Source organism: Aquimarina penaris (assembly GCF_040786285.1).
In the GTDB taxonomy this organism is placed as follows: domain Bacteria; phylum Bacteroidota; class Bacteroidia; order Flavobacteriales; family Flavobacteriaceae; genus Aquimarina.
In genome coordinates, this window is the sequence record NZ_JBFMKQ010000004.1 from 250411 (window position 1) to 271234 (window position 20824).

At 36.0% G+C, this 20824-nt stretch carries 12 protein-coding genes; 9 read left to right on the top strand and 3 right to left on the bottom strand.

Annotated elements, in window-relative coordinates; genetic code table 11:
* Positions 1–124: 124 nt before the first annotated feature.
* The 6 genes from ABW637_RS18020 (at position 125) to ABW637_RS18045 (ending at position 14876) form a co-directional block, all read left to right on the top strand.
* Complete coding sequence (locus tag ABW637_RS18020; protein WP_367586119.1) at positions 125–3142, top strand: SusC/RagA family TonB-linked outer membrane protein; 3018 nt, start codon at positions 125–127, stop codon at positions 3140–3142.
* Between the two features lie 4 nt (positions 3143–3146).
* Positions 3147–4613, top strand: a complete 1467-nt coding sequence (locus ABW637_RS18025; protein WP_367586120.1) for a RagB/SusD family nutrient uptake outer membrane protein — start codon at positions 3147–3149, stop codon at positions 4611–4613.
* Positions 4614–4625: 12 nt separating this feature from the next.
* The gene (locus tag ABW637_RS18030) at positions 4626–6215 is read left to right on the top strand and encodes a PKD domain-containing protein (RefSeq protein WP_367586121.1); all 1590 of its coding nucleotides are present in this window, start codon (positions 4626–4628) and stop codon (positions 6213–6215) included.
* A gap of 15 nt (positions 6216–6230) precedes the next feature.
* On the top strand, positions 6231–7844 hold the full coding sequence (locus ABW637_RS18035) for a glycoside hydrolase family 16 protein (RefSeq protein ID WP_367586122.1): 1614 nt from the start codon (positions 6231–6233) through the stop codon (positions 7842–7844).
* A gap of 135 nt (positions 7845–7979) precedes the next feature.
* The gene (gene bglX, locus ABW637_RS18040; RefSeq protein ID WP_367586123.1) at positions 7980–10301 is read left to right on the top strand and encodes a beta-glucosidase BglX; all 2322 of its coding nucleotides are present in this window, start codon (positions 7980–7982) and stop codon (positions 10299–10301) included.
* Positions 10302–10553: 252 nt separating this feature from the next.
* On the top strand, positions 10554–14876 hold the full coding sequence (locus ABW637_RS18045; RefSeq protein WP_367586124.1) for a glycosyl hydrolase: 4323 nt from the start codon (positions 10554–10556) through the stop codon (positions 14874–14876).
* Positions 14877–15321: 445 nt separating this feature from the next.
* On the opposite strand, the gene rsgA is transcribed toward ABW637_RS18045, so the two are convergent.
* Genes rsgA through ABW637_RS18060 form a run of 3 tightly spaced genes read right to left on the bottom strand, consistent with a single transcriptional unit; the run spans position 15322 to position 17717 of the window.
* Positions 15322–16389: a ribosome small subunit-dependent GTPase A gene (gene rsgA, locus ABW637_RS18050; RefSeq protein WP_367586125.1), complete on the bottom strand. Its 1068-nt coding sequence runs from the start codon at positions 16387–16389 to the stop codon at positions 15322–15324.
* Positions 16390–16444: 55 nt separating this feature from the next.
* Complete coding sequence (locus ABW637_RS18055; RefSeq protein ID WP_367586126.1) at positions 16445–16876, bottom strand: hypothetical protein; 432 nt, start codon at positions 16874–16876, stop codon at positions 16445–16447.
* Positions 16877–16907: 31 nt separating this feature from the next.
* Positions 16908–17717, bottom strand: a complete 810-nt coding sequence (locus ABW637_RS18060; RefSeq protein ID WP_367586127.1) for an MBL fold metallo-hydrolase — start codon at positions 17715–17717, stop codon at positions 16908–16910.
* Between the two features lie 1126 nt (positions 17718–18843).
* On the opposite strand from ABW637_RS18060, the gene ABW637_RS18065 reads away from it, so the two are divergent.
* The 3 genes from ABW637_RS18065 to ABW637_RS18075 all read left to right on the top strand — a co-directional run bounded on the left by ABW637_RS18065 (position 18844) and on the right by ABW637_RS18075 (position 20824).
* On the top strand, positions 18844–19560 hold the full coding sequence (locus tag ABW637_RS18065) for a PspA/IM30 family protein (protein ID WP_367586128.1): 717 nt from the start codon (positions 18844–18846) through the stop codon (positions 19558–19560).
* 94 nt (positions 19561–19654) lie between these two features.
* The gene (gene speD, locus ABW637_RS18070; protein ID WP_367586129.1) at positions 19655–20023 is read left to right on the top strand and encodes an adenosylmethionine decarboxylase; all 369 of its coding nucleotides are present in this window, start codon (positions 19655–19657) and stop codon (positions 20021–20023) included.
* Positions 20024–20824, top strand: a complete 801-nt coding sequence (locus ABW637_RS18075; protein WP_367586130.1) for an ion transporter — start codon at positions 20024–20026, stop codon at positions 20822–20824.

The window sequence follows — 20824 nt, forward strand, 5'->3', positions numbered from 1 at the left end:
TTTACTCAAAATCCCTTAATGCCTAATGATTTTTTTTCCTCATTGTATATTTTTTGTTGTGGTTCATTGTTGAGAATTTGCTATGAATACTCTCTAAGTTTGAGTAAACCAAACGTAAACATTTATGAAAATTGCATATTTCGCAATAACCATGTTCCTAACCACGGTTATTCATGCACAGGAAATTCAGATTAAGGGAAAAGTAACAGATACAAATGGGATGCCCTTACCCGGAGTCAACATAATTATAGAAAACACTTCAAATGGAACGACTACCGATTTTGATGGTGATTATGTTTTGAAAAATGCTCCTATTGGGAGTACCATGGTATTTTCTTCTATAGGATTTGAAACTCAGGAGATGGTGGTTGGACAAAATTTAATAGTCAACATTATCCTAGAGGAGGATAGCGAATCACTAGAACAGGTTATAGTGATAGGTTATGGGACACAAACTAAAAAAGAAATTACAGGAGCTGTTTCGGTTATAGGCTCCGAAGCGATTGAAGAACTTAATGCAGTAAGAGTGGAGCAAGCACTGCAAGGGCAAGTCGCAGGCGTAAATATAACATCACAATCTGGTGCTCCTGGAAGTAGTTCTACGATATCCATTCGTGGTATAACAACCAATGGGGATAGCAGGCCTTTGATTTTGGTAGATGGAAACGTGATTGAAGATTTAAGTGTTATTAATCCCAATGATATTGAAAGCATTAATGTGTTGAAAGATGCCACAGCCGGTATATATGGAGTTAGAGCGGCAAATGGGGTAATCTTGATTACAACAAAATCAGGAAGGAAAAATCAAGAACTAAAATTCGAGTTGGATACTTATACCGGATTTCAGGAAACTACCCGAAAAATCCAGTTGCTAAATGCAACTGAATATGGATTTATTACTAATGAAGCTTTTATTGCAGGAGGAAGCACACCGCCATTTACAAATATTGCTGTTTTAGGAGAGGGAACAGATTGGCAAGATGAGGTATTTAGAACTGCAGCAATTTCTAATATTAATTTTAGCGCAAGTGGAGGTGGCGGAAACTCAACATATTCTGCAGCAACCTCTTATTTAACACAAGATGGAATTGTAGGAGGCAGCAATGCAAGTTTCGAACGTTTTACAGCAAGGATAAATTATAATTTAGAGTTTCTGAATAATTTTAAACTTACTACATCTGCCATCTATACACAAACAGATCGACAAACATTACCTGAAAATTCTCTGGGTTCCGTTCTGTTTAATGCCATAAATATGGCACCCAATCTATCAATACGTGATGAAAATGGTGATTTTACACTGGCCGAAGGATTAGGTAATGAGGTAATTAACCCGGTAGCACAGATAGCAAACTCTTTTAACGATACTAGAATTAATAAAATTAGTGGAGTGGTAGGTCTTCGTTATAATTTTTTGAAAAACTTTAAGGTTGAGTCCAGATTTCAGTTTAATTATGCCGAAGTATCAGAAAAAAGATTTGCTCCCGAAGTTTTTTATGGCTCAGGAAAAGTATTTAATGTAGATCGTAACAGTGTTACCGAAGATGATGATATTTTTAGAGACTTTACCTGGGACAATTTCCTGACCTATGAAAATACCTTTGCAGAAGATCATAATCTGAAATTACTTCTAGGAACGTCAGTATTTAAAACTACAGGTGAGTTTGCTAGTTTTACAGGTTTTGATATCCCTAATAATTCTTATGATAATGCCAACCTTTCACAAGCGTCGGATATCGTAGATAATTTTATGAACGGAGGAAGCACTTTTGATGCAAGGTTATTATCATATTTCTCAAGGTTACAGTATAATTTTAAAGGTAAATATTTACTTTCTGCAGTGATCAGAAGAGATGGTTCGACTAAGTTCGGCCCCAAAAATAGATTCGGATATTTCCCATCTGCCTCATTGGGATGGGTGGTGTCCGATGAATCTTTTTTAACCAATAGTAGTTGGTTAGATTTTCTGAAGTTAAGAGCCAGTTACGGAATTATCGGTAATGATAGGATTCCAGATTTTAGGTTTGTTTCACTACTTGAGGGAGAAGGAACTTACGTAATAGATAACGAATTAGTTTTCGGAGAAGCCATAAAAGCCCTTTCTAATCCCGAAATTAAATGGGAAAAGCAAAAAACATTCGATCTTGGTCTGGATACAAGATTTTGGAAGAATAAAATTGATGTAACATTTGATTATTTCAAGAAGAGAACAGAAGATTTACTGGTAGTATCTCCGGTTTCTGGTATTCTTGGCGCATCAGCTCCGGGATCAGAACCACCAGTTGTCAATGCAGGAATAGTTGAGAATGAAGGATACGAGTTTAGAATTAGTTATAGTGATAAATTATCCGAAAACTTCAAATTTAATGTCAGTTATAACTTCACAGCACTACAAAATGAAGTAGTTTTTGTAGATAGCGAAAATGGTTTTATTCCGGGAGGATCTTTTGGCGTAGGGCAAGATTCTCCGGCCAGAATGGAAGTAGGAAAACCTATAGGATATTTTTATGGTTTGCAAACCGATGGAATTTTTCAGAATCAAGCTGAAGTAGATGCACACGCTACTCAGGCAAATGCTGCACCAGGAGATTTAAGATATGTAGATAGTAACGGTGATGGGCAAATTGATTCGGAAGATAGAACAGATATAGGAAACCCTATCCCCGATGTGATCATGGGATTCAATATTGGATTTAATTATAAAAAATTTGATATTACTTCTTATGCATTTGCCTCTTTGGGTAATGATATCGTTCGAAACTATGAACGTAACCAACCCTTGGTGAACAATAGGAATGGTTTTTTAGATCGTTGGACCGGTGAAGGAACAACAAATTCTTTTCCAAGAGTAACTACAGGTGCTAATTCTAATACTTTGTTTTCAAGTTTTTATGTAGAGGATGGTTCTTATCTAAGAATCCAGAATGTGCAATTTGGATACACCTTTGGAGATGCAGATATGGAGTCCATAGGCATTGATAAATTGAGAATTTATGCTTCTGTAAATAACCTGTATACGTTTACAGAATATAACGGGTATGACCCTTCAGCCTCATCAGGAGATCCAATCGGAGGAGGAATTGATCAAGGATTTTATCCTGTACCAAGAACATATTTATTAGGAGTAAATCTTAAATTTTAATACGATGCAAAAAATAACATATACCGTAAAATCAATACTCTTTTTTGTAACACTTACAGCAATTGTCTCTTGTAGTGATGATTTTGTAGATATTGATTCGCAAGATCCAAATTCAGAAGACTTTTTTAATACAGAAGAAGAGTATCAAGATGCTTTAATAGCTGCATACGATCTGTTACAATCCACTTACATTAATGTGATGTTGGGTGAAATTGCCTCAGATAACACCTTGGCAGGAGGAGAAAGTGCTACAGATGTTCCTGGGATCCAGGAAATAGATAATATGACGCACACTCCTGTAAATGCACAGCTCAGGGATATATGGTCTTGGATGTATGCTGGTGTGAATCGAACGAATTACATTATGGAGTTTCAGGATAAGACTGATTTTCCAGGTAAAGAAGCGGTTATTGCTCAAACCAGATTTTTAAGAGCTTATTATTATTTTGAGTTAGTAAAATGGTTTGGAGACGTTCCTTTGGCAATAGATAAAAGGATTCAATTTGGAGAACAATTTGATATCGACAGAACCCCAAAATCAGCTGTGTATACACTGATAGAAGAAGACCTTCAATTTGCTGCTGAAAACTTACCAGCTACTCAAGCTGAAGCAGGTCGAATAACACAAGGCGCAGCAAGGGCTTTGTTAGGAAAGGTATTTCTGTTTCAAGATAAGTTTTCAGAGGCGGCAACTGTTCTAGATCAGGTGATTTCGGGACCTTATGATCTGGTTGCAGACTACAATATGATTTTTGAACAGGAAGGAGAAAATAATATAGAATCCATTTTTGAAATTCAGTATACCGATGAAGAAGGTGCTGGGTTTGATTGCTTGCAATGCAGTGAAGGTAATGTGGCTGTTGGTTTTAATGGTATACGCAATTATTCGGGACCATTGTTTGACTCGGGCTTTAGTTTTAATTTACCAACACAAGAAGCGTTTGATGCTTTTGAAGTTGATGATATTAGAAGAGATGTAGCCATTCTGGATATCGATGCCTGGGCTGCGGATACCGGAGCTACTTTTGTAACAGGTTTTAAACATACGGGCTACTACAATAGAAAATATATAGCTCGCCAGGGAGATTTAAACACTGGTGATGCCAATCTAACAAACCCCAATAATTACAGAGCTATTCGATTTGCAGATGTTTTATTAATGGCCGCCGAAGCACACAACCGGAAATCATCAAGCAATGATGCACAGGCTCTGATTTACCTTAATAGAGTAAGAATAAGAGCACAGCTCGCAGATGTTTCTTTTACCGGCGCTGCATTAACAGATGCAATTTATAATGAACGAAGAGTAGAATTAGTAGGAGAAGGACATCGTTTTTTTGACTTAGTAAGAACCGGAAGAGCGGCACAGGAGATCGATGGTTTTATTAATGGGAAACACGAAGTTTTTCCGATACCATTAATAGAGATTCAATTAGCAGGAAATAGATGGGAACAAAATCCAGGATACTAAAAAAATAAAAAGATGAAAATTTTAAAATTATTAGTACTACTATGTATAGTGTCATTTGCATTCAATGGGTGTAATGAAGATGATACCTCGTTTGATATTAAACAAATATCGGCTCCGACTGATGTATCTGCCAATTTTAATATAGCTCAGGATGATTCTGGTCTTGTGACTATTGTACCTACAGGAACTGCGGCATCTTCATTTCAGATTTATTTTGGAGATATCGAAAATGAAGAACCAACCGTAGTTTCACCGGGTAGTTCAGCAACACACATCTTTAGTGAAGGAACATTTACTGTACAAGTTATAGGAGTTGGAGTGACAGGACTCACCAGTGAGTTTGTACAAGAGGTGGAGATTTCATTCAGAACCCCAGAAAATCTTATCATTACCATTGAGCAAAGTATTATAAACCCTGCAGTAGTTACAGTAGGCGCAAGCGCAGACTTTGCTATATTATTTGATGTGTATTTTGGAGATGTAAATGATGAATCCCCCGTTTCTATAATGCCTGGTGAAACTACAGAGCATACCTATGCGTCCCCAGGGGATTATACAGTGCGAGTAGTCGCCAAAGGGGGAGGAACGGCTACGGCAGAGACTACCCAGGTTGTAACCATTTCCGATGCCAATAATCCGGTCACACTACCGATAGATTTTGAATCACTTGCAGTAAACTATGGTTTTGTGAGTTTTGGGGATGCTGTTGCACAAGTTGTCGACAATGCGAATCAATCAGGGATTAATACTACTGCAAAGGTAGGGCAGTTAGTAAAACCCGCTGGAGCACAAGTTTGGGCAGGAACCTTCCTGCAATTAGAAAATCCGATAGATTTTTCAACGAATAAAATATTCAAAGTGAAAGTGTTTTCACCCAAAAGCGGAATCATTGTCAAGCTTAAAGTAGAGAATGCTACCGATGACACTATTGGTGCAGAAGTAGACGTAGTCAATAGCGTAGCAAATGATTGGGAAGAATTAACCTTTGACTTTACTGCGATAGATACCAGTAACGAGTATCAAAAAGTGGTGATCTTCTTTGATTTTGGAGTTGAAGGTGATGATACTGAGTATTTATTTGATGACATTGAGTTAGTTAACGAACCTATTATAGCCGCTCCAACTCCAACAATACCTGCAAGTAATGCAATTTCCATGTTTAGTGATGCCTATACAGATGTCACTGTAGATACTTGGCGTACGGTTTGGTCTGATGCTACTTTTGAAGAGGTTACTATAGCAGATAATCCTGTTAAAAAGTATAGTGCGTTAAGTTTTGTGGGAATCGAAGCTACAACATCTCCTATTGACGCTACTTCTATGACGCAATTTCATATGAATGTATGGTCTGCAGATGCAACGGAACTTAGAATTAAGTTAGTGGATTTTGGAGCAGATGGAGCTTTTGGAGGAGGAGATGATGTAGAGCATGAGGTTACAATTTCTAGCCCTTCTCAGGGTGAATGGATAAGTTTAGATATCCCATTGTCAGATTTTACAGGACTTACCACTCGGGCAAACATTGCGCAACTAATATATTCGGCATCTCCATCAGGAACTGCAACGATTTTTATAGATAACATATTTTTTCATAACCAATAGCTTTAAAACATAGACATGAATACAATAAAAAAAACAAAATATATGCTGCTATTAAGTATTCTTTTATTGATAGGATGCCAGGATGATGATGCAACGTTAGGAGCGATAATCCCGCCTACTAATTTACAAATAGAAGCAGTCATAGAAGATGGCCAAACAGGTAATGTGATCATTACCCCTAAAGCAGATAATGCACTAAATTTTCATATTTTCTTTGTCCCAAACAGTACTCCGGTTTTAGCAAAGCCGAATGAATCTCAAACATTTAGATATACACAATCTGGTCAATATTCTGTTTTAATAACTGTAGTCGCCTTTGGAACCGGAGGTTTATCTTCTTCAAAGTCTATAGAACTGGATTTAGATGTGAGATTATTTATAGATCAGGAAACGCTACAGATGATTGGCGGTGATGGTACCAAAAGATGGGTTTGGGACAGCAGTGTGGGAGGTCATTTTGGGGTAGGGCCTATTACTAATGATTTCCCTGAGTTCTTTAGTGCTTCTCCTAATCAGTTAAATCAATGTGTATATGATGATGTACTGGTGTTTAATTATGACGCTAATGACAATTATAGTTTTGAGCTGATTACCGGAAATAATAATGAATCCTTTATTAATTGGTCTGAAATTACCAGCTTTTTTCCTAATGATACCCCTACGCAGTTTGTTGATGAATGTAGAGATATAACAGGTCAGATAAAAACCAATACTAATTTCGTGATTTTTGAAAATGACGAAGGAAAACAGGTCATCAATGTAGAGAATAGTATGTTATCCTACTGGTCTGGGGCGGTTGAATACGAAATAGTAGAACTTACCGCACAGAAACTCGCTGTTAGAGGGATTCAGGATGTGTCTTCAGATTTTGGCGGTGGTCAGTTGGCTTGGTACCATACTTTTGTGCCTGAAGTAATAGGAGAAGAGGTATTACCACCTTTTGATAACTTGGTTTGGTCAGATGAGTTTGATGTGGATGGAGCACCAAATACTGCAAATTGGACATATGATTTGGGTACTGGTGATAATGGATGGGGTAATAACGAATCGCAATCCTATACTAATGATCCAAGTAACGTAATTGTAGAAGGTGGAGTATTGAAAATCATTGCCAAAGCTGAAAATGGAGGATATACATCTGCAAGAATTAAATCTCAAGATTTATTTGAGTTCAAATACGGTAGAGTAGAGGTGAGAGCCAAACTGCCTACAGGAGGTGGTACCTGGCCTGCAATATGGATGCTAGGGGCCAATATCACAGATGTAGGTTGGCCAGAATGTGGTGAGATTGATATTATGGAATATGCAGGGAATAATCCGGATGTTGTGTCTAGTGCGCTTCATTTTCCAGGAAACTCTGGGGGTAACCCTATTTTCAAAGCTACCGATGTTCCCGGAGCATCTAGTGATTTTCATGTGTATACCGTAGAATGGTCCTCAAATAAAATCGTTTTCTCAATTGATGGAGTAGAATATCATAGCTATTCTTATTCCAGCAACTCAGCATTTTATAATAATGATTTCTTTTTAATTCTTAATGTAGCCATGGGAGGAGGCTTTGGGGGAGCAATTGATGCAGGGTTTGTCGAGTCATCAATGGAAATAGATTATGTAAGAGTATATCAATAAAAAGTAATTTGATAGTTAGTTTAATTTGTTCTCAATTGGGAGGTTATATCCCCAAATAACCTCCCAATTATTATAGGTAACTTCTGATATGAATTTTAAAATGATTTGCAGAAGAAGTGTTAAAAATGTAAACACATGAAAAAAAGGATTAATATTTTTATCGTAACAGCTGTTATTGGTTTACTTGTATTAGCCTGTAATCTTTCGACAGAAACGCACAAGGAGTTAGCGATAGGCGCTACTTCAGATGATATAAATACAGAAATTGAAGCTAAAGTAGATTCACTACTTTCTATAATGACACTCGAAGAGAAAATAGGCCAGATGAATCAATATAATGGGTTTTGGGATCTAACGGGTCCTAAACCAGCCGATCGAGCCGCTGCAAAAAAGTATGAACATCTTCGCAAAGGCTGGGTAGGTTCTATGCTTAATGTGAGAGGTGTTAAGGATGTAAGAGCAGTGCAAAAAATTGTTGTAGAAGAATCAAGATTGGGGATTCCTTTGATTATTGGTTTTGATGTAATTCATGGATATAAAACGATGAGCCCAATTCCGTTAGCAGAGTCTGCAAGCTGGGATATGGAGGCTATTCAGAAATCTGCTGAAGTTGCTGCACTAGAAGCTTCGGCAGCGGGAATCAATTGGACATTTGCTCCCATGATTGATATTTCAAGAGATGCACGTTGGGGTAGAGTTATGGAAGGAGGAGGAGAAGATCCATATTTAGGATCTAAAATTGCTGAAGCACGGGTAAAGGGCTTTCAAGGGCAAGACCTTTCCAAAAGTACCACCATTGCTGCTTGTGCTAAACATTTTGCCGGGTATGGATCTGCCGAAGCGGGAAGAGATTATAACACCGTCGATATCAGTACGTCTACCTTACATAATATTGTTTTACCTCCTTTTAAAGCTGCTAAAGAAGCTGGTGTGAGAACCTTTATGAATTCATTCAATGAACTTAATGGTGTTCCTGCTACCGGAAATAAAATGCTTCAGCGAGATATACTAAAAGATGACTGGAATTTTAATGGCTTTATTGTTTCTGATTGGGGTTCTATTGCCGAAATGATTGTACATGGTTATGCGAAAAACGGTAAAAGTGCAGCAGAAATGGCTGCTAATGCTGGATCAGATATGGATATGGAATCTTATTTGTATGTCGAACATTTAGCCACTTTAGTCAAAGAAGGAAAAGTCGAAGAAAGTTTGATTGATGATGCAGCTAGAAGAATTCTAAGGGTGAAATATGAACTAGGGCTATTCAATGATCCATACAAGTATTGTAATGAAGATCGAGAAAAAGAAGTTATAGGAAGCAAAGCCAATCATGAAGCAGTATTGGATATGGCTAAAAAATCTATTGTTCTCTTAAAAAATGATAAAAAACTACTTCCATTAAAAAAAGAAAGACAAAGAATTGCCTTAATCGGAGCGTTAGCTAATGATAAAAACAGTCCATTAGGAAGCTGGAGAATTGCGGCAGATGATAATACAGCAGTTTCGGTATTAGAAGGAATGCAACAATACAAAGAAAATACATTAGTGTATGCTAAGGGTGCTGATGTATCTGTTGGTGAAACTTCATTTGTAAACGAAACTAAAATTAATACTACCGATAAGAGCGATTTTACAGAAGCAAAAAGAGTAGCTAAAAATGCAGATGTTGTGGTTATCGTTTTAGGCGAAATAGGTTTTCAGAGCGGTGAAGGACGTAGCAGAACTGAGCTAGATTTACCTGGAGTACAGCAAGAACTTTTGAAAGAAATATATAAAGTAAATCCAAATATTGTTTTGGTCCTAAATAATGGTCGTCCGTTAGCAATTACTTGGGCAGATGAACATATCCCCGCTATTTTAGAAGCATGGCATTTGGGTTCTCAAAGCGGTAATGCCATAGCACAAGTGTTGTATGGGGATTATAACCCTAGCGGTAAATTGCCAATGACATTTCCAAGAAGTGTTGGGCAAGTACCCATCTATTATAACTATAAAAATACAGGAAGACCAATAGAACCGCAACCAGATTTGGTGTTTTGGTCTCACTATTCTGATCAGAAAAACACACCTCTATATGCTTTTGGACATGGACTGAGTTATACCACATTCAATTATAAAAACTTAAAAATAGAGACCATCAATTCTTCAGTATCTAATCCCCAAATTAAAGTGGTTGTTGATGTCACAAATTTAGGGGATCGTGAAGGTAAAGAAGTAGCTCAATTGTACATAAGAGATCCTTTTGCAAGTACAATCAGACCGGTAAAAGAATTGAAAGGCTTTGAGATGGTTTCATTAGAACCAGGAGAAACCAAAACAGTAAACTTTATTCTTGATAAGACGACTTTAGGCTTTTATGATAATAACAATAAATGGATAGTAGAGCCAGGAGAATTTAGAGTTTTTGCTGGAGGAAGTTCTGATAATACTATTCAATCTAATTTTGAATTACAATAAATAAAAAAAAACAGGAACCAGTAATTCTGGCTCGATATTGTTTTCTGAAGTAATTGTGCACAATTACTTCTTTTGAGACTTAAAATGTAAGCTTCATTATTAACCTGATGAATAGTGTTTACTATTCAATTCTCAAAGCCAGTTAACGATATCAACGCATGAAAAAATTAAACTTTCTATATACAATTTTGCTGTATCTATAAGGAATTCGAATGCAAAAATCTAATGAATTTAACGTAATAAACACTCGACATGAAAACAAAATTAGTAGTGCTAATCACTATTTTTTCAATAGGATTATTATCAATAAGTGATCTCCGAAGTCAGATCACTCAAATGGGAAATGGTAGTTACACTACCGTTTTTCCCGGTGTAGATGCAGCAGGAAGGAATAGTTTTCCTTCAGGTACTCCTGGACTTTCAGGAATAGCCGCAACAAAACCTGTTCCCACTAATGATTGGTGGTCAGATTTAATGAAAACAGACCATGGAGCAAAGGCATTTAATTACCCTTTGTCATTTAGATCGTTATCCAGCGGGCTTACTATAAATTATACCATTCCTTTGGCCTCAGGGCCCAAAGACTACCGTCAACCAATGAGTGATGTTCAGGCCATTGTTGTTGGTGTTGAAGGCCTTGGAGCAACAAGCTCAACAGCTTCTGATCATTCTGATTGGAGTGTGACCATGAATTGGGATGATAAATTTTACAGCACAATCAATATTGGTTCTCCTTTTGTATATTTTGAGAAAAGCAATCCTACGGCATTGGCTAAAGTTTCAGTTAATTTTAATGGAGCAGGTGCTAGAGTCGATGGTAATAAACTGATTATTGAAAACAATATGAATAATTCAAATTATGTTGTTTTTGCGCCTGCAGGATCTACTTGGGTAGGCAGTAATGGCGTATATACCTCTACATTAAATGGAAAAAACTATTGGTCTATGGTACTATTACCATTTGGAGTAGATTTGACTACGGCAATCAATGAATATGAGCAGTATGCTTATGTGTTTCCCGGCAAGACAACAGTAGATTGGAACTATAATGAAACCTCTGGTTCGGTTAGAACTACGTTTACAGTTACTCCAGATGTAAAAGAAGGAAGCAATACCAAAGTTCTACAAGGACTTCTTCCGCACCAATGGGATCGACTTGCTTCAGATTCTCCTCGACCTGCAGGTTACAATTATCCTTCTGTACGCGGCACTATCAAAACCTTAGCCTCTAACAGTTTTGTTGTAGAAAATACGTTCAGTGGTATTTTACCAACACTTCCTGATCTTGGTAAGTATACGGCTGGTTTTGACCCGGGAGTTTTGTCTCAAAAGATTGATCAAATTAAAAATGATGGGCTACCAGAATGGACGGACTCTTATAATCAGGGACAAGATATGAATCGTCTGATACAAGCAGCAAGAATCGCTAATCAAATGGGAAATATAGAAGCCCGAGATCTTCTTGTGAATACGGTAAAAGTACGATTAGAAGATTGGTTATCTGCTGAAGGTGACGAAGTAGCTTTTCTTTTTTATTATAATTCTGATTGGAGTGCATTGCTGGGATATCCGGCAGGGCATCGACAAGATGTAAATCTTAACGATCATCACTTTCATTGGGGATATTTTATTCATGCAGCAGCAGCGGTTGAGCAATTCAACCCTGGTTGGGCATCGCAATGGGGAGATATGATTAATCTGTTAGTACGAGATGCTGCTAATCCATCCAGAACCGATAGTATGTTTCCTTTCCTTAGAAACTTCAGTCCTTATGCTGGACATAGTTGGGCCAATGGTTTTTCTTCAGAACCTTTAGGAAATGACCAAGAGTCAACCTCAGAGTCTATGCAGTTCAATTCTGCACTAATACATTGGGGAACGATAACCAACAATAACGAATTAAGAGATCTTGGGATTTATCTATATACCACAGAGTTATCGACAATTCAGGAATATTGGTTCGATGTAGAACAAAGAAGCTTTCAGCCCGAATATGCCTATGAAATGGTAGCCAGGGTTTGGGCAAGTGGTTACGATAATGGGACTTGGTGGACCGATGATGTTGCGGCCTCTTATGGTATACAGTTGTATCCTATTCATGGCGGCTCATTATATCTAGGACATCGTACGGATTATGTAGAGAGAGTTTGGCAAGAAATGACTCAAAATACAGAGGTGTTAAACAATACACCTAATGATAATCTATGGTATGATACGTATTGGAAATTTCTGTCTTTTAAAGATCCTCAGGAAGCACTTTCATTATATAATTCGTATCCCGAAAGAGGTATGAAAGTAGGTATTTCTGATGCACAAACCTATCATTGGCTTTATACTATGGCATCTCTTGGACAGGTGGCTGAAGAAATTACGGCAGATTATCCCATTGCTTCTGTTTTTAATGATAATGGAAGCCTTACCTATGTAGCTCACAATTATGGTAATTCACAAATCACGGTTCACTTTTCTGATGGATATAGCCTGGTAGTTCCAGCCAATAGTATGGCCACAAGTCGAGATGTAAATGTTGATATTACATTATCTGCCGACAAATCTGAAGTTCCTTTAGGAGGAGATGTTAATCTTACCGCTCTTACTACCGGAGCTGGTATTACAAAAGTAGAATTTTATGTTGGCGGTACCTTAATTGGTACAGATACTACTGCACCTTACACGCTTAATAGTGGAGCATTGTCTGCAGGCTTTCCAAGAATATATGCAAAGGCATTTGTAGGGAATAATCTTAATATATCGAATACAATTCCTATTCAGGTTGGAGATCAATTAGCATATTCAGGAACACCGGTTGCGATTCCAGGTACTATTGATGCTGGTCAATACGATGTGTTTGAAGGAGGAAACGGTCAAGGTATTGCATATTCAGATAATGATGCTTTTAATCAAGGTAATTTCAGACCTTCTGAAGGCGTAGATGCAAACAGTACTACGAACGAAGGATTTACTGTGGGTTGGATTAATTCTGGTGAATGGTTAGAATATACAATTAATGCGGCCAATGCTGGTCGTTATAGAGTAACATTAAGATATGCTTCAGGAGATGCAGCTGGGGGAGGACCATTTTGGTTTGAACGTGATGGTATCAAAATTAGTAATGATATCAGTGTACCTTTTACAGGAACAAATTGGGATGTATGGCAAAATGAAATCACCGAAGATGTACATCTTATTGCTGGTGAGCAAGTGATTAGAGTGATGGTGGGTAATGGAGGTTTTAACCTAGGGAAAATGACTTTTGAATATACAGGACCACCTAGTGATGAAGTCTTGACAAGTATTGTAGTCACGCCTTCAAATGTCGATGTATTAGTGGGAGAGGTACAGCAATTTACTGCTCAAGGATTTGATCAAAACGGGAATCCTATGGCAGCAGTATACAGCTGGACAACTGATGGGGGATTAATAGATGTTAACGGACTTTATACAGGTTCATTACTTGGTGATCATACCGTCACGGCAATTAGTGGTTCGGTTTCAGGTTCTACTACTATTAAAGTTTCAAACAACACATCTACTACGTATACGATACTTCCAGGGATTTTAGAAGCCGAAAATTACAAACCAGGAGGACAAGGAATCGGTTTTAGTGATTCTACCGTAGGAAATACTGGCGGTGAATACAAACAAGATGATGTAGATATTGAAATCACAGGTGATGGTAGTGGATCATATAATGTAGGTTGGATAGATGCTGGTGAATGGTTGGCGTATGATATTAATGCTACAGAATCATCAAACAGCTATGATATAGATTTTAGGGTAGCGTCACCTGGCGGAAACGGTTCTTTTCATTTAGAATTAAATGGTTTACCTATTACTGAAACCCTTTCTGTTCCCAATACCGGAAACTGGCAAAACTATCAGACCGTAACCGTTACTGGTATCAATATCCCAATAGGTCAGCAAGAATTACGTATCGTTTTTGACAGCAATGGCTTCAATTTAAATTTTATAAAATTCAGAGCCACCTCAACCGATAACAATCAGGAAGATTGTTTAGGAACTGCATTGAATCAACAGTATCGCTATAAAGTTTCTTCAGATACGGCGGCCCCTAGTATAACATTTATACCGGAAACTGTGGGAACTGGCGATACTGTTTGTATTCTATATTATGGTACATCAGCTACAGGTTCATATCCTGGATATATTGTAAGCCCCAATGAACCCTATCAAATCAATGCGCTTGAAGGAGAAACAATCTATTTCTATTATACGTATAGCCTGTCGACAGGAGGTGAAAACAATACGGCAGATCAGCGACATAATTTTACAGTAGGAGATTGTAATAATTCAAAATCATCTGTACTAAATATGGATTCTAAGATATTAATTTATCCAAATCCAATGGATCAGGTCATAACATTGTTTGGCTTAGATAATGTTTATAAGGTAAATATTTATGATGTAAGCGGTAAACTAGTCCAATCAAAATCTATGACTAAATCCCAAAATCAACAATTTATGTATGTAAACTTATTGGCAAAAGGATTTTATATACTGAAAACATACTCTAAAAATAATGAAGTTACAACTCATAAAATACTTAAGAATTAATATGCTTTGTGCGAGTCGTTCTAAAATAAATTGTCGGCCAAGATGATTTGATAAGAATCATGGAAATGGATGAAACTTTTTGAAGGGACGTGATGAGGTGGTTTTATGATTTTAAACTCAGCCCATAAGAAAGCAGTTTTATATGCAAATAAAAAAGCTCACCATTTTGGTGAGCTTTTTGTTTTAAAGTGATGTTGGTAGGATTCAGACCTGTTTCTTCTAGACTTTTATTTTTAGGACTATAACCATATCATCAAAATCTGTTGACTGATGTATTGACCGTCTATTTAATTCAAGTGAACTCATTTGAATTTCGTTTCAAAATGAAGAATCTTAAATTTTTACATCAAAATATTTGACAGGTAACCTATTGTTTATTAATTATAGAATACTTCACAAATTAACGTTAAAACATAAAATATGGCTATTGTGTTTGAAGTATTATCTACATGTTACCTTTGTGTTTTTGGTTTTTAAACTGTTTTATCATTTTCCCAAAATCCTTGTCTTTCTTGCGACGCTCGGCAACGGTAGATTCAAAATGCTCTTTTTCACGCTCCATTTTCAGGTAGTTTTCATAGGAGGCATGGTCAATATTACCTTTCTCGACGGCTTCAACAACCGCACAACCAATTTCTGTTGTGTGTGTGCAATCCTTGAATCTACAATCGTAAGATAACTTTGCGATGTCATCGAATGTACTATAAAGCCCAGATTTGGAATCTGTAATGCCGATTTCCCTCATTCCTGGATTGTCGATTAAAATTCCACCGTTTCCCAGAACGATCAGTTCTCTATGGCTGGTAATATGCCTTCCTCTATCGATACTTTGGCTTATAGCACCAGTGTCCATTATTTTTTTACCACTCATCTTGTTCAGGAGTGTTGATTTTCCGACACCCGAGGAGCCTAATAAGCAATATGTCTTGCCTTTTTTTATAATAGCTGCTAGTTTGTCCAGTCCAAAATTGGATTCATTGCTTATGGCTATTAATGGAACTTTTTTGATTCGTTGGTTTATTCGATTTATAAGTTTTTTTAGCTCCTGTTCATCTATAAGGTCGATTTTGCTAAGCACTATAATGGGTTTTACTTTAGAAGCGTTACAGATTGCCAAATACCTTTCTAACCTATTAATATTAAAGTCCCTGTTTACCGATTGAACAATAATACCATAATCAATGTTTGTAGCGATTATCTGTATATGCCCAGATTTCCCAACTGCTTTTCTTTCAATTATTGAATGTCTTGGATAAATGGAATGAATCAATGCTTTGTCCTCATCATATTCGGAAATGGCAACCCAATCCCCAACAGCAGGAAGATCATACCGGCTTTCAGCAATATATCGCAAATTGCCAATGAGCTCAGAATCAAATTCCCCTTTATCTGTTTTTACTGTATACCTGTCTTTGTGTTCTGATACAACACGACCCACATTAAAAGAATCCAGATTTTTATCTTTTCGATATTCTTCTAAGCTGGTAGTATATCCTAATTCTACAAGTGTCATTTTTTATTTTGTTACTGTCGATTGTTTAACCTGTCTTTCTAATAAATTGAAATTCTCATTTCGCAGCTCCAATGGTACCTATCAGATAGAGTAGGCCTGTTAATAACGAACCTATCGATAAAATAATAAAACGGAACGGACGAGCATGCTGTACAAATTTCATAATATCTGAAGGAAGCATTAGAGCACGCAAAAGGTAAATGATTGCGATACCAATTAGTGTTATACGCATCAATGGAAGTTGTCTAATAATACCTGCTCCAGAAAGTCCATAAAACCCCCAAACAACGAACATGATAACCAAGCCTAGTGTAACCCATATGGTAAATGATGAACCTTGCTCGGTAAGTTCAGAAAGTTTTGAAGCACCAAAGTACTCATAAAGTTTTGGCCTTATAGCAAGCGCAATATGTAATAATGCTATAAGAAAACTCAAAACGCTACCTACTATAAGAAGGTTCTTGCTTGATAAATATATATGCTCCATTTGATTCCTTTTACTATTAGATTTATATAGTTTACTCTAATAGGGTAACCGTTATATCTTTATCGACCAGAGATTTGAATTTTATCAAATCGGCCTTGTTCTTGAGTTCATAATGCATTGGTATAACTAACTTGGGTCTGATTTTATTGATTATTTTGGAAGCCTCATTAATACTCATGGTGAGGTTGTCTCCTCCGATGGGTACCATAGCTATGGTAATATCTTTGATTTTTTCCATTTCTGGAATGTAATCTGTGTCACCTGCATGATATATTCTGATGTCACCCCCAAGCGTTAAAATGTAGCCAACATTTTTCTTGGATTTTGGATGTGCCTTTATCCATAAGAATACATTTTTGGTGTTGTATGCATGCACTGCTTCAGTATTTATGCTGCCCATCTTAATGTTGTCATCAGGTATTACGGTTCGTATGGTATATCCTTTTTTAGAAAGCTTTTTCATAACCTCTTTTGGACATATGAATATAGTTTCGGGGCTAACAATTTGCTCGATAGTTTTAAGGGAATAATGATCAGGATGTGCATGGGTAATAAATATATAATCAGCCTTTCTTGATATACCCGTTTCAACAGGGTCTATGTAAATCGTTTTCCCTCCCGATACAATTTGAAAACTTGATGGAAAAAAATCAGACTTGTTCACCTTGATAGCTCCCCAGGTGGTAATCTTCAAATTTTCATTGAACTCAATAGTTTGGGGGACGGGATTTCGTTTGTCGCTAACACTTACTTTTACCATGGTACAACTTTGAATTGTTACTACTATCAGGAAGATATATACCCAGCGAAATCTTCCTGGATTTAACTTTATCTCATCCATTTTTTATCAAATTGGAAGGCAAAATTAAAACTCAAAGTCTGTCTAAAAAATGATAAAAATCAGTTTCGGGTTTAGAATTATACTATTCCGAATCCAATCAAAAAATTAAAGACCCGCAGGTCTATATGGTAAAACGGTTCTTAGATTGGACTCTTTTCTTTAAGTAAGAATTTTTTGTTTTTAATTATTCTTTATAGCTGTCAAAATAGCCCTTTGATGAACCTCCTTAGGAATGCCCAGATGAATGAGGAAAACACATTTGTTATCTACTATAAAAAAGGTTGGGTTAAATTTTTGCAAGTTTCATATTCCAGAAAACAAAAAAAGTCTGCATTTTCATACAGACTTTCCATTTATTTGTGACCTCGGCAGGAAAGAGTTCAAACTTTTTAGAAGAAGATACTGCCTTAATTCTCAGATTATCAATCGATTTAAAAAACCACTATTTGATATAATATTAAGTCTTATCTGACTCGATATGAATACTCCGTAATTCTCCAATATTTATTTTAACAAAGTTGAGCCTCCGAACCCATATCTACTTAAGACGAATACGGGTTTGAGTCTGTTTCCCGTTACTAGAAATAACCTTCTGAATTTCATAAGGTTATTCTTGTTTAGAATTGTTTTTTTTTTGAGAATTCACAAATGAGCAAGAGTTCAAGACCAAAAGTTGTGTTTATACAAATATTCTGGTTAGTCTAAAGAGGAAGAATTCTATATTTTTAACTCCTCTGAATTACGTTTTAAAGGCTTTTTTTTGGTATTAAAGTATTCAGATGAAGCATTCGTAATTAGATTGATAGAGTATTCTGAATAGAATTACAATTGATTGTAATCATATGATTTCCCAGATTATAAAGAAAGACAAATATTTACATTAAAGTTAGTGTTTGCTAAATAAAATAGCAAATTAACGCATATCGAAACTCTTCCAATGTATAATATAATGAAGTTTCACAATGATTCTCAAGACTTTTCAACATTCAATTCTTTTGAAAAAAATTGAACTCTATATTTTTGCTAAAAATATTAGCAATATATAAAATATGTATTATATTTGTGTCCAAATAAAGTAACATATTGTGGTGTACGCATTACAAATTAATAAAATATAAAATATAATATGAGTTTATTTAAGAGATTATTTACCCTTGGAAAGGCAGAGGCAAATGCGGTAGTAGATAAATTAGAAGACCCTATAAAAATGACAGAACAGGGTATTAGAGATATGAAAAAGAATTTAGAAGATAGTTTAAAAGCTTTAGCAGAAGTTAAAGCACTAGAAATTAGATCCAAAAATGACATTGTAGTGGAAACTCAAAGAGCTTTGGATTATGAAAAAAAGGCGGTTTTATTACTTCAAAAAGCAGCAGATGGAAAAATTACATCAGAAGAAGCTGATCGATTAGCAAGTCAAGCTTTACAAAAGAAAACAGAGTCGGAAGGACATTTAGAAAGAACTAAAAAAGAACAGGCTTTATTTAGTCAAAATGTTAGTAAATTAGAACGCAATGTTAAAGAATTGAAGAATGATATTAGTTCTTGGGAAAATGAATTGAAAACGCTAAAGGCTAGAGTAAAAGTAGCTTCGGCTACCAAAAACTTAAATAAACAAATCTCAGAGATTGATTCTTCTAATACGATTTCTTTATTAGAGAAAATGAAAGACAAAGTAGCAGAAGAAGAAGCTTTATCTGATGCCTATGGCAGTATTGCTAATAAAGGAAAGTCAATAGATGATGAGATAGATAATGTGCTTAAGGATGATCCAGAAAATAAGGTTTCGGATAGTTTGGCAGAACTGAAAGCTAAAATAGCATCCAATAAAAAGGATGTGTAAAGGATAAGTTAAATCTATAAACATAAAGTTTATAGATTTTTTGTATTATGATAATTACTAGTAACTAACCTTAAAGAAAATCCCACTAATAATAATGAATGGACTAGGATTGCATATACTTATGGAGTTCCATGAGTGTTCTGTTGATATTCTTGATAAATTAGATATCTTAGAAGTTTCAATGAATGAAGCAGCAACTTTTGCAGGAGCAACGATCATAAAATCAGTATTTCATCAATTTGCACCCCAAGGAGTGACAGGTGTTGTGGTTATTGCCGAAAGTCATTTAGCAATACATACCTGGCCAGAATATGGATATGCGGCAGTAGATTTTTTTACTTGTAATACAGATATGGATTATCTTTTGTCTTATCAGTTATTAGCCGAAAAACTGAAATCTAAAAGGCATTCGTACAAAAGTGTAGAGCGAGGTTTGATTAATAATATAGTAGAAAGCAACTAAATGAATTACAATAGCATTAAAAAAAGATCCTATGAAATTCTAGAAAAAGGAGAGCCTGATGACCAATGGAGTAGAAGAGTAGATTTATTTATTGTCTATCTAATTTTTTTCAATGTTCTTGCTATTGTCTTAGAGTCTATTAACTGGTTAAGAAAAGACTACCAAGATGTTTTTGATTTTATTGAACTATTTTCTATCTGCATTTTTACGATTGAATATATATTTAGAATATGGTCAATTACAGAGAAAGAAGAATATTCAGCGCCCATAAGGGGAAGGCTAAAATATTTATTTTCTTTTTATAGTATTATTGATTTATTGGCTGTTGTGCCGGCTTATATTCCTTTGTTAGCTACTGTAGACGCTAGGGTTATTAGAGGGGTAAGATTAATAAGGTTATTTAGAATTTTAAAATTATCAAGATATAATAATGCTTTCAGTCACATACGTCATGTAATCTCATCTAAAAAAGAAGAACTAATAATTTCGCTTTTTGCAGTGCTAACATTATTAGTTGTCTCATCAAGTCTAATGTATTTTGTAGAAAATGAGGCGCAGCCAGATGCTTTTTCGAGTATACCGGCAACCATGTGGTGGGGAGTAGCTACACTTACAACAGTGGGATATGGTGATGTATATCCTATTACAGGGTTAGGCAAGCTTATGGCAGGGATCATGGCAATTTTAGGAGTAGGATTGTTTGCATTACCAGCAGGTATTTTAGCAAATGGATTTGGAAATTCATTAGAAAAAGGGAATCATAGCACAACATGTAAACATTGTGGTAAAAATATAAATTAA

Coding starts and splice junctions, on each gene's coding strand:
- rsgA (WP_367586125.1), bottom strand. CDS start 16,389: ATGACACTTGTAGAATTAGGATATACTACCAGCTTAGAAGAATATCGA.
- ABW637_RS18075 (WP_367586130.1), top strand. CDS start 20,024: ATGAATTACAATAGCATTAAAAAAAGATCCTATGAAATTCTAGAAAAA.
- ABW637_RS18060 (WP_367586127.1), bottom strand. CDS start 17,717: ATGGATGAGATAAAGTTAAATCCAGGAAGATTTCGCTGGGTATATATC.
- ABW637_RS18055 (WP_367586126.1), bottom strand. CDS start 16,876: ATGGAGCATATATATTTATCAAGCAAGAACCTTCTTATAGTAGGTAGC.
- ABW637_RS18035 (WP_367586122.1), top strand. CDS start 6,231: ATGAATACAATAAAAAAAACAAAATATATGCTGCTATTAAGTATTCTT.
- ABW637_RS18065 (WP_367586128.1), top strand. CDS start 18,844: ATGAGTTTATTTAAGAGATTATTTACCCTTGGAAAGGCAGAGGCAAAT.
- speD (WP_367586129.1), top strand. CDS start 19,655: ATGAATGGACTAGGATTGCATATACTTATGGAGTTCCATGAGTGTTCT.
- bglX (WP_367586123.1), top strand. CDS start 7,980: ATGAAAAAAAGGATTAATATTTTTATCGTAACAGCTGTTATTGGTTTA.
- ABW637_RS18045 (WP_367586124.1), top strand. CDS start 10,554: ATGAAAACAAAATTAGTAGTGCTAATCACTATTTTTTCAATAGGATTA.
- ABW637_RS18025 (WP_367586120.1), top strand. CDS start 3,147: ATGCAAAAAATAACATATACCGTAAAATCAATACTCTTTTTTGTAACA.
- ABW637_RS18020 (WP_367586119.1), top strand. CDS start 125: ATGAAAATTGCATATTTCGCAATAACCATGTTCCTAACCACGGTTATT.
- ABW637_RS18030 (WP_367586121.1), top strand. CDS start 4,626: ATGAAAATTTTAAAATTATTAGTACTACTATGTATAGTGTCATTTGCA.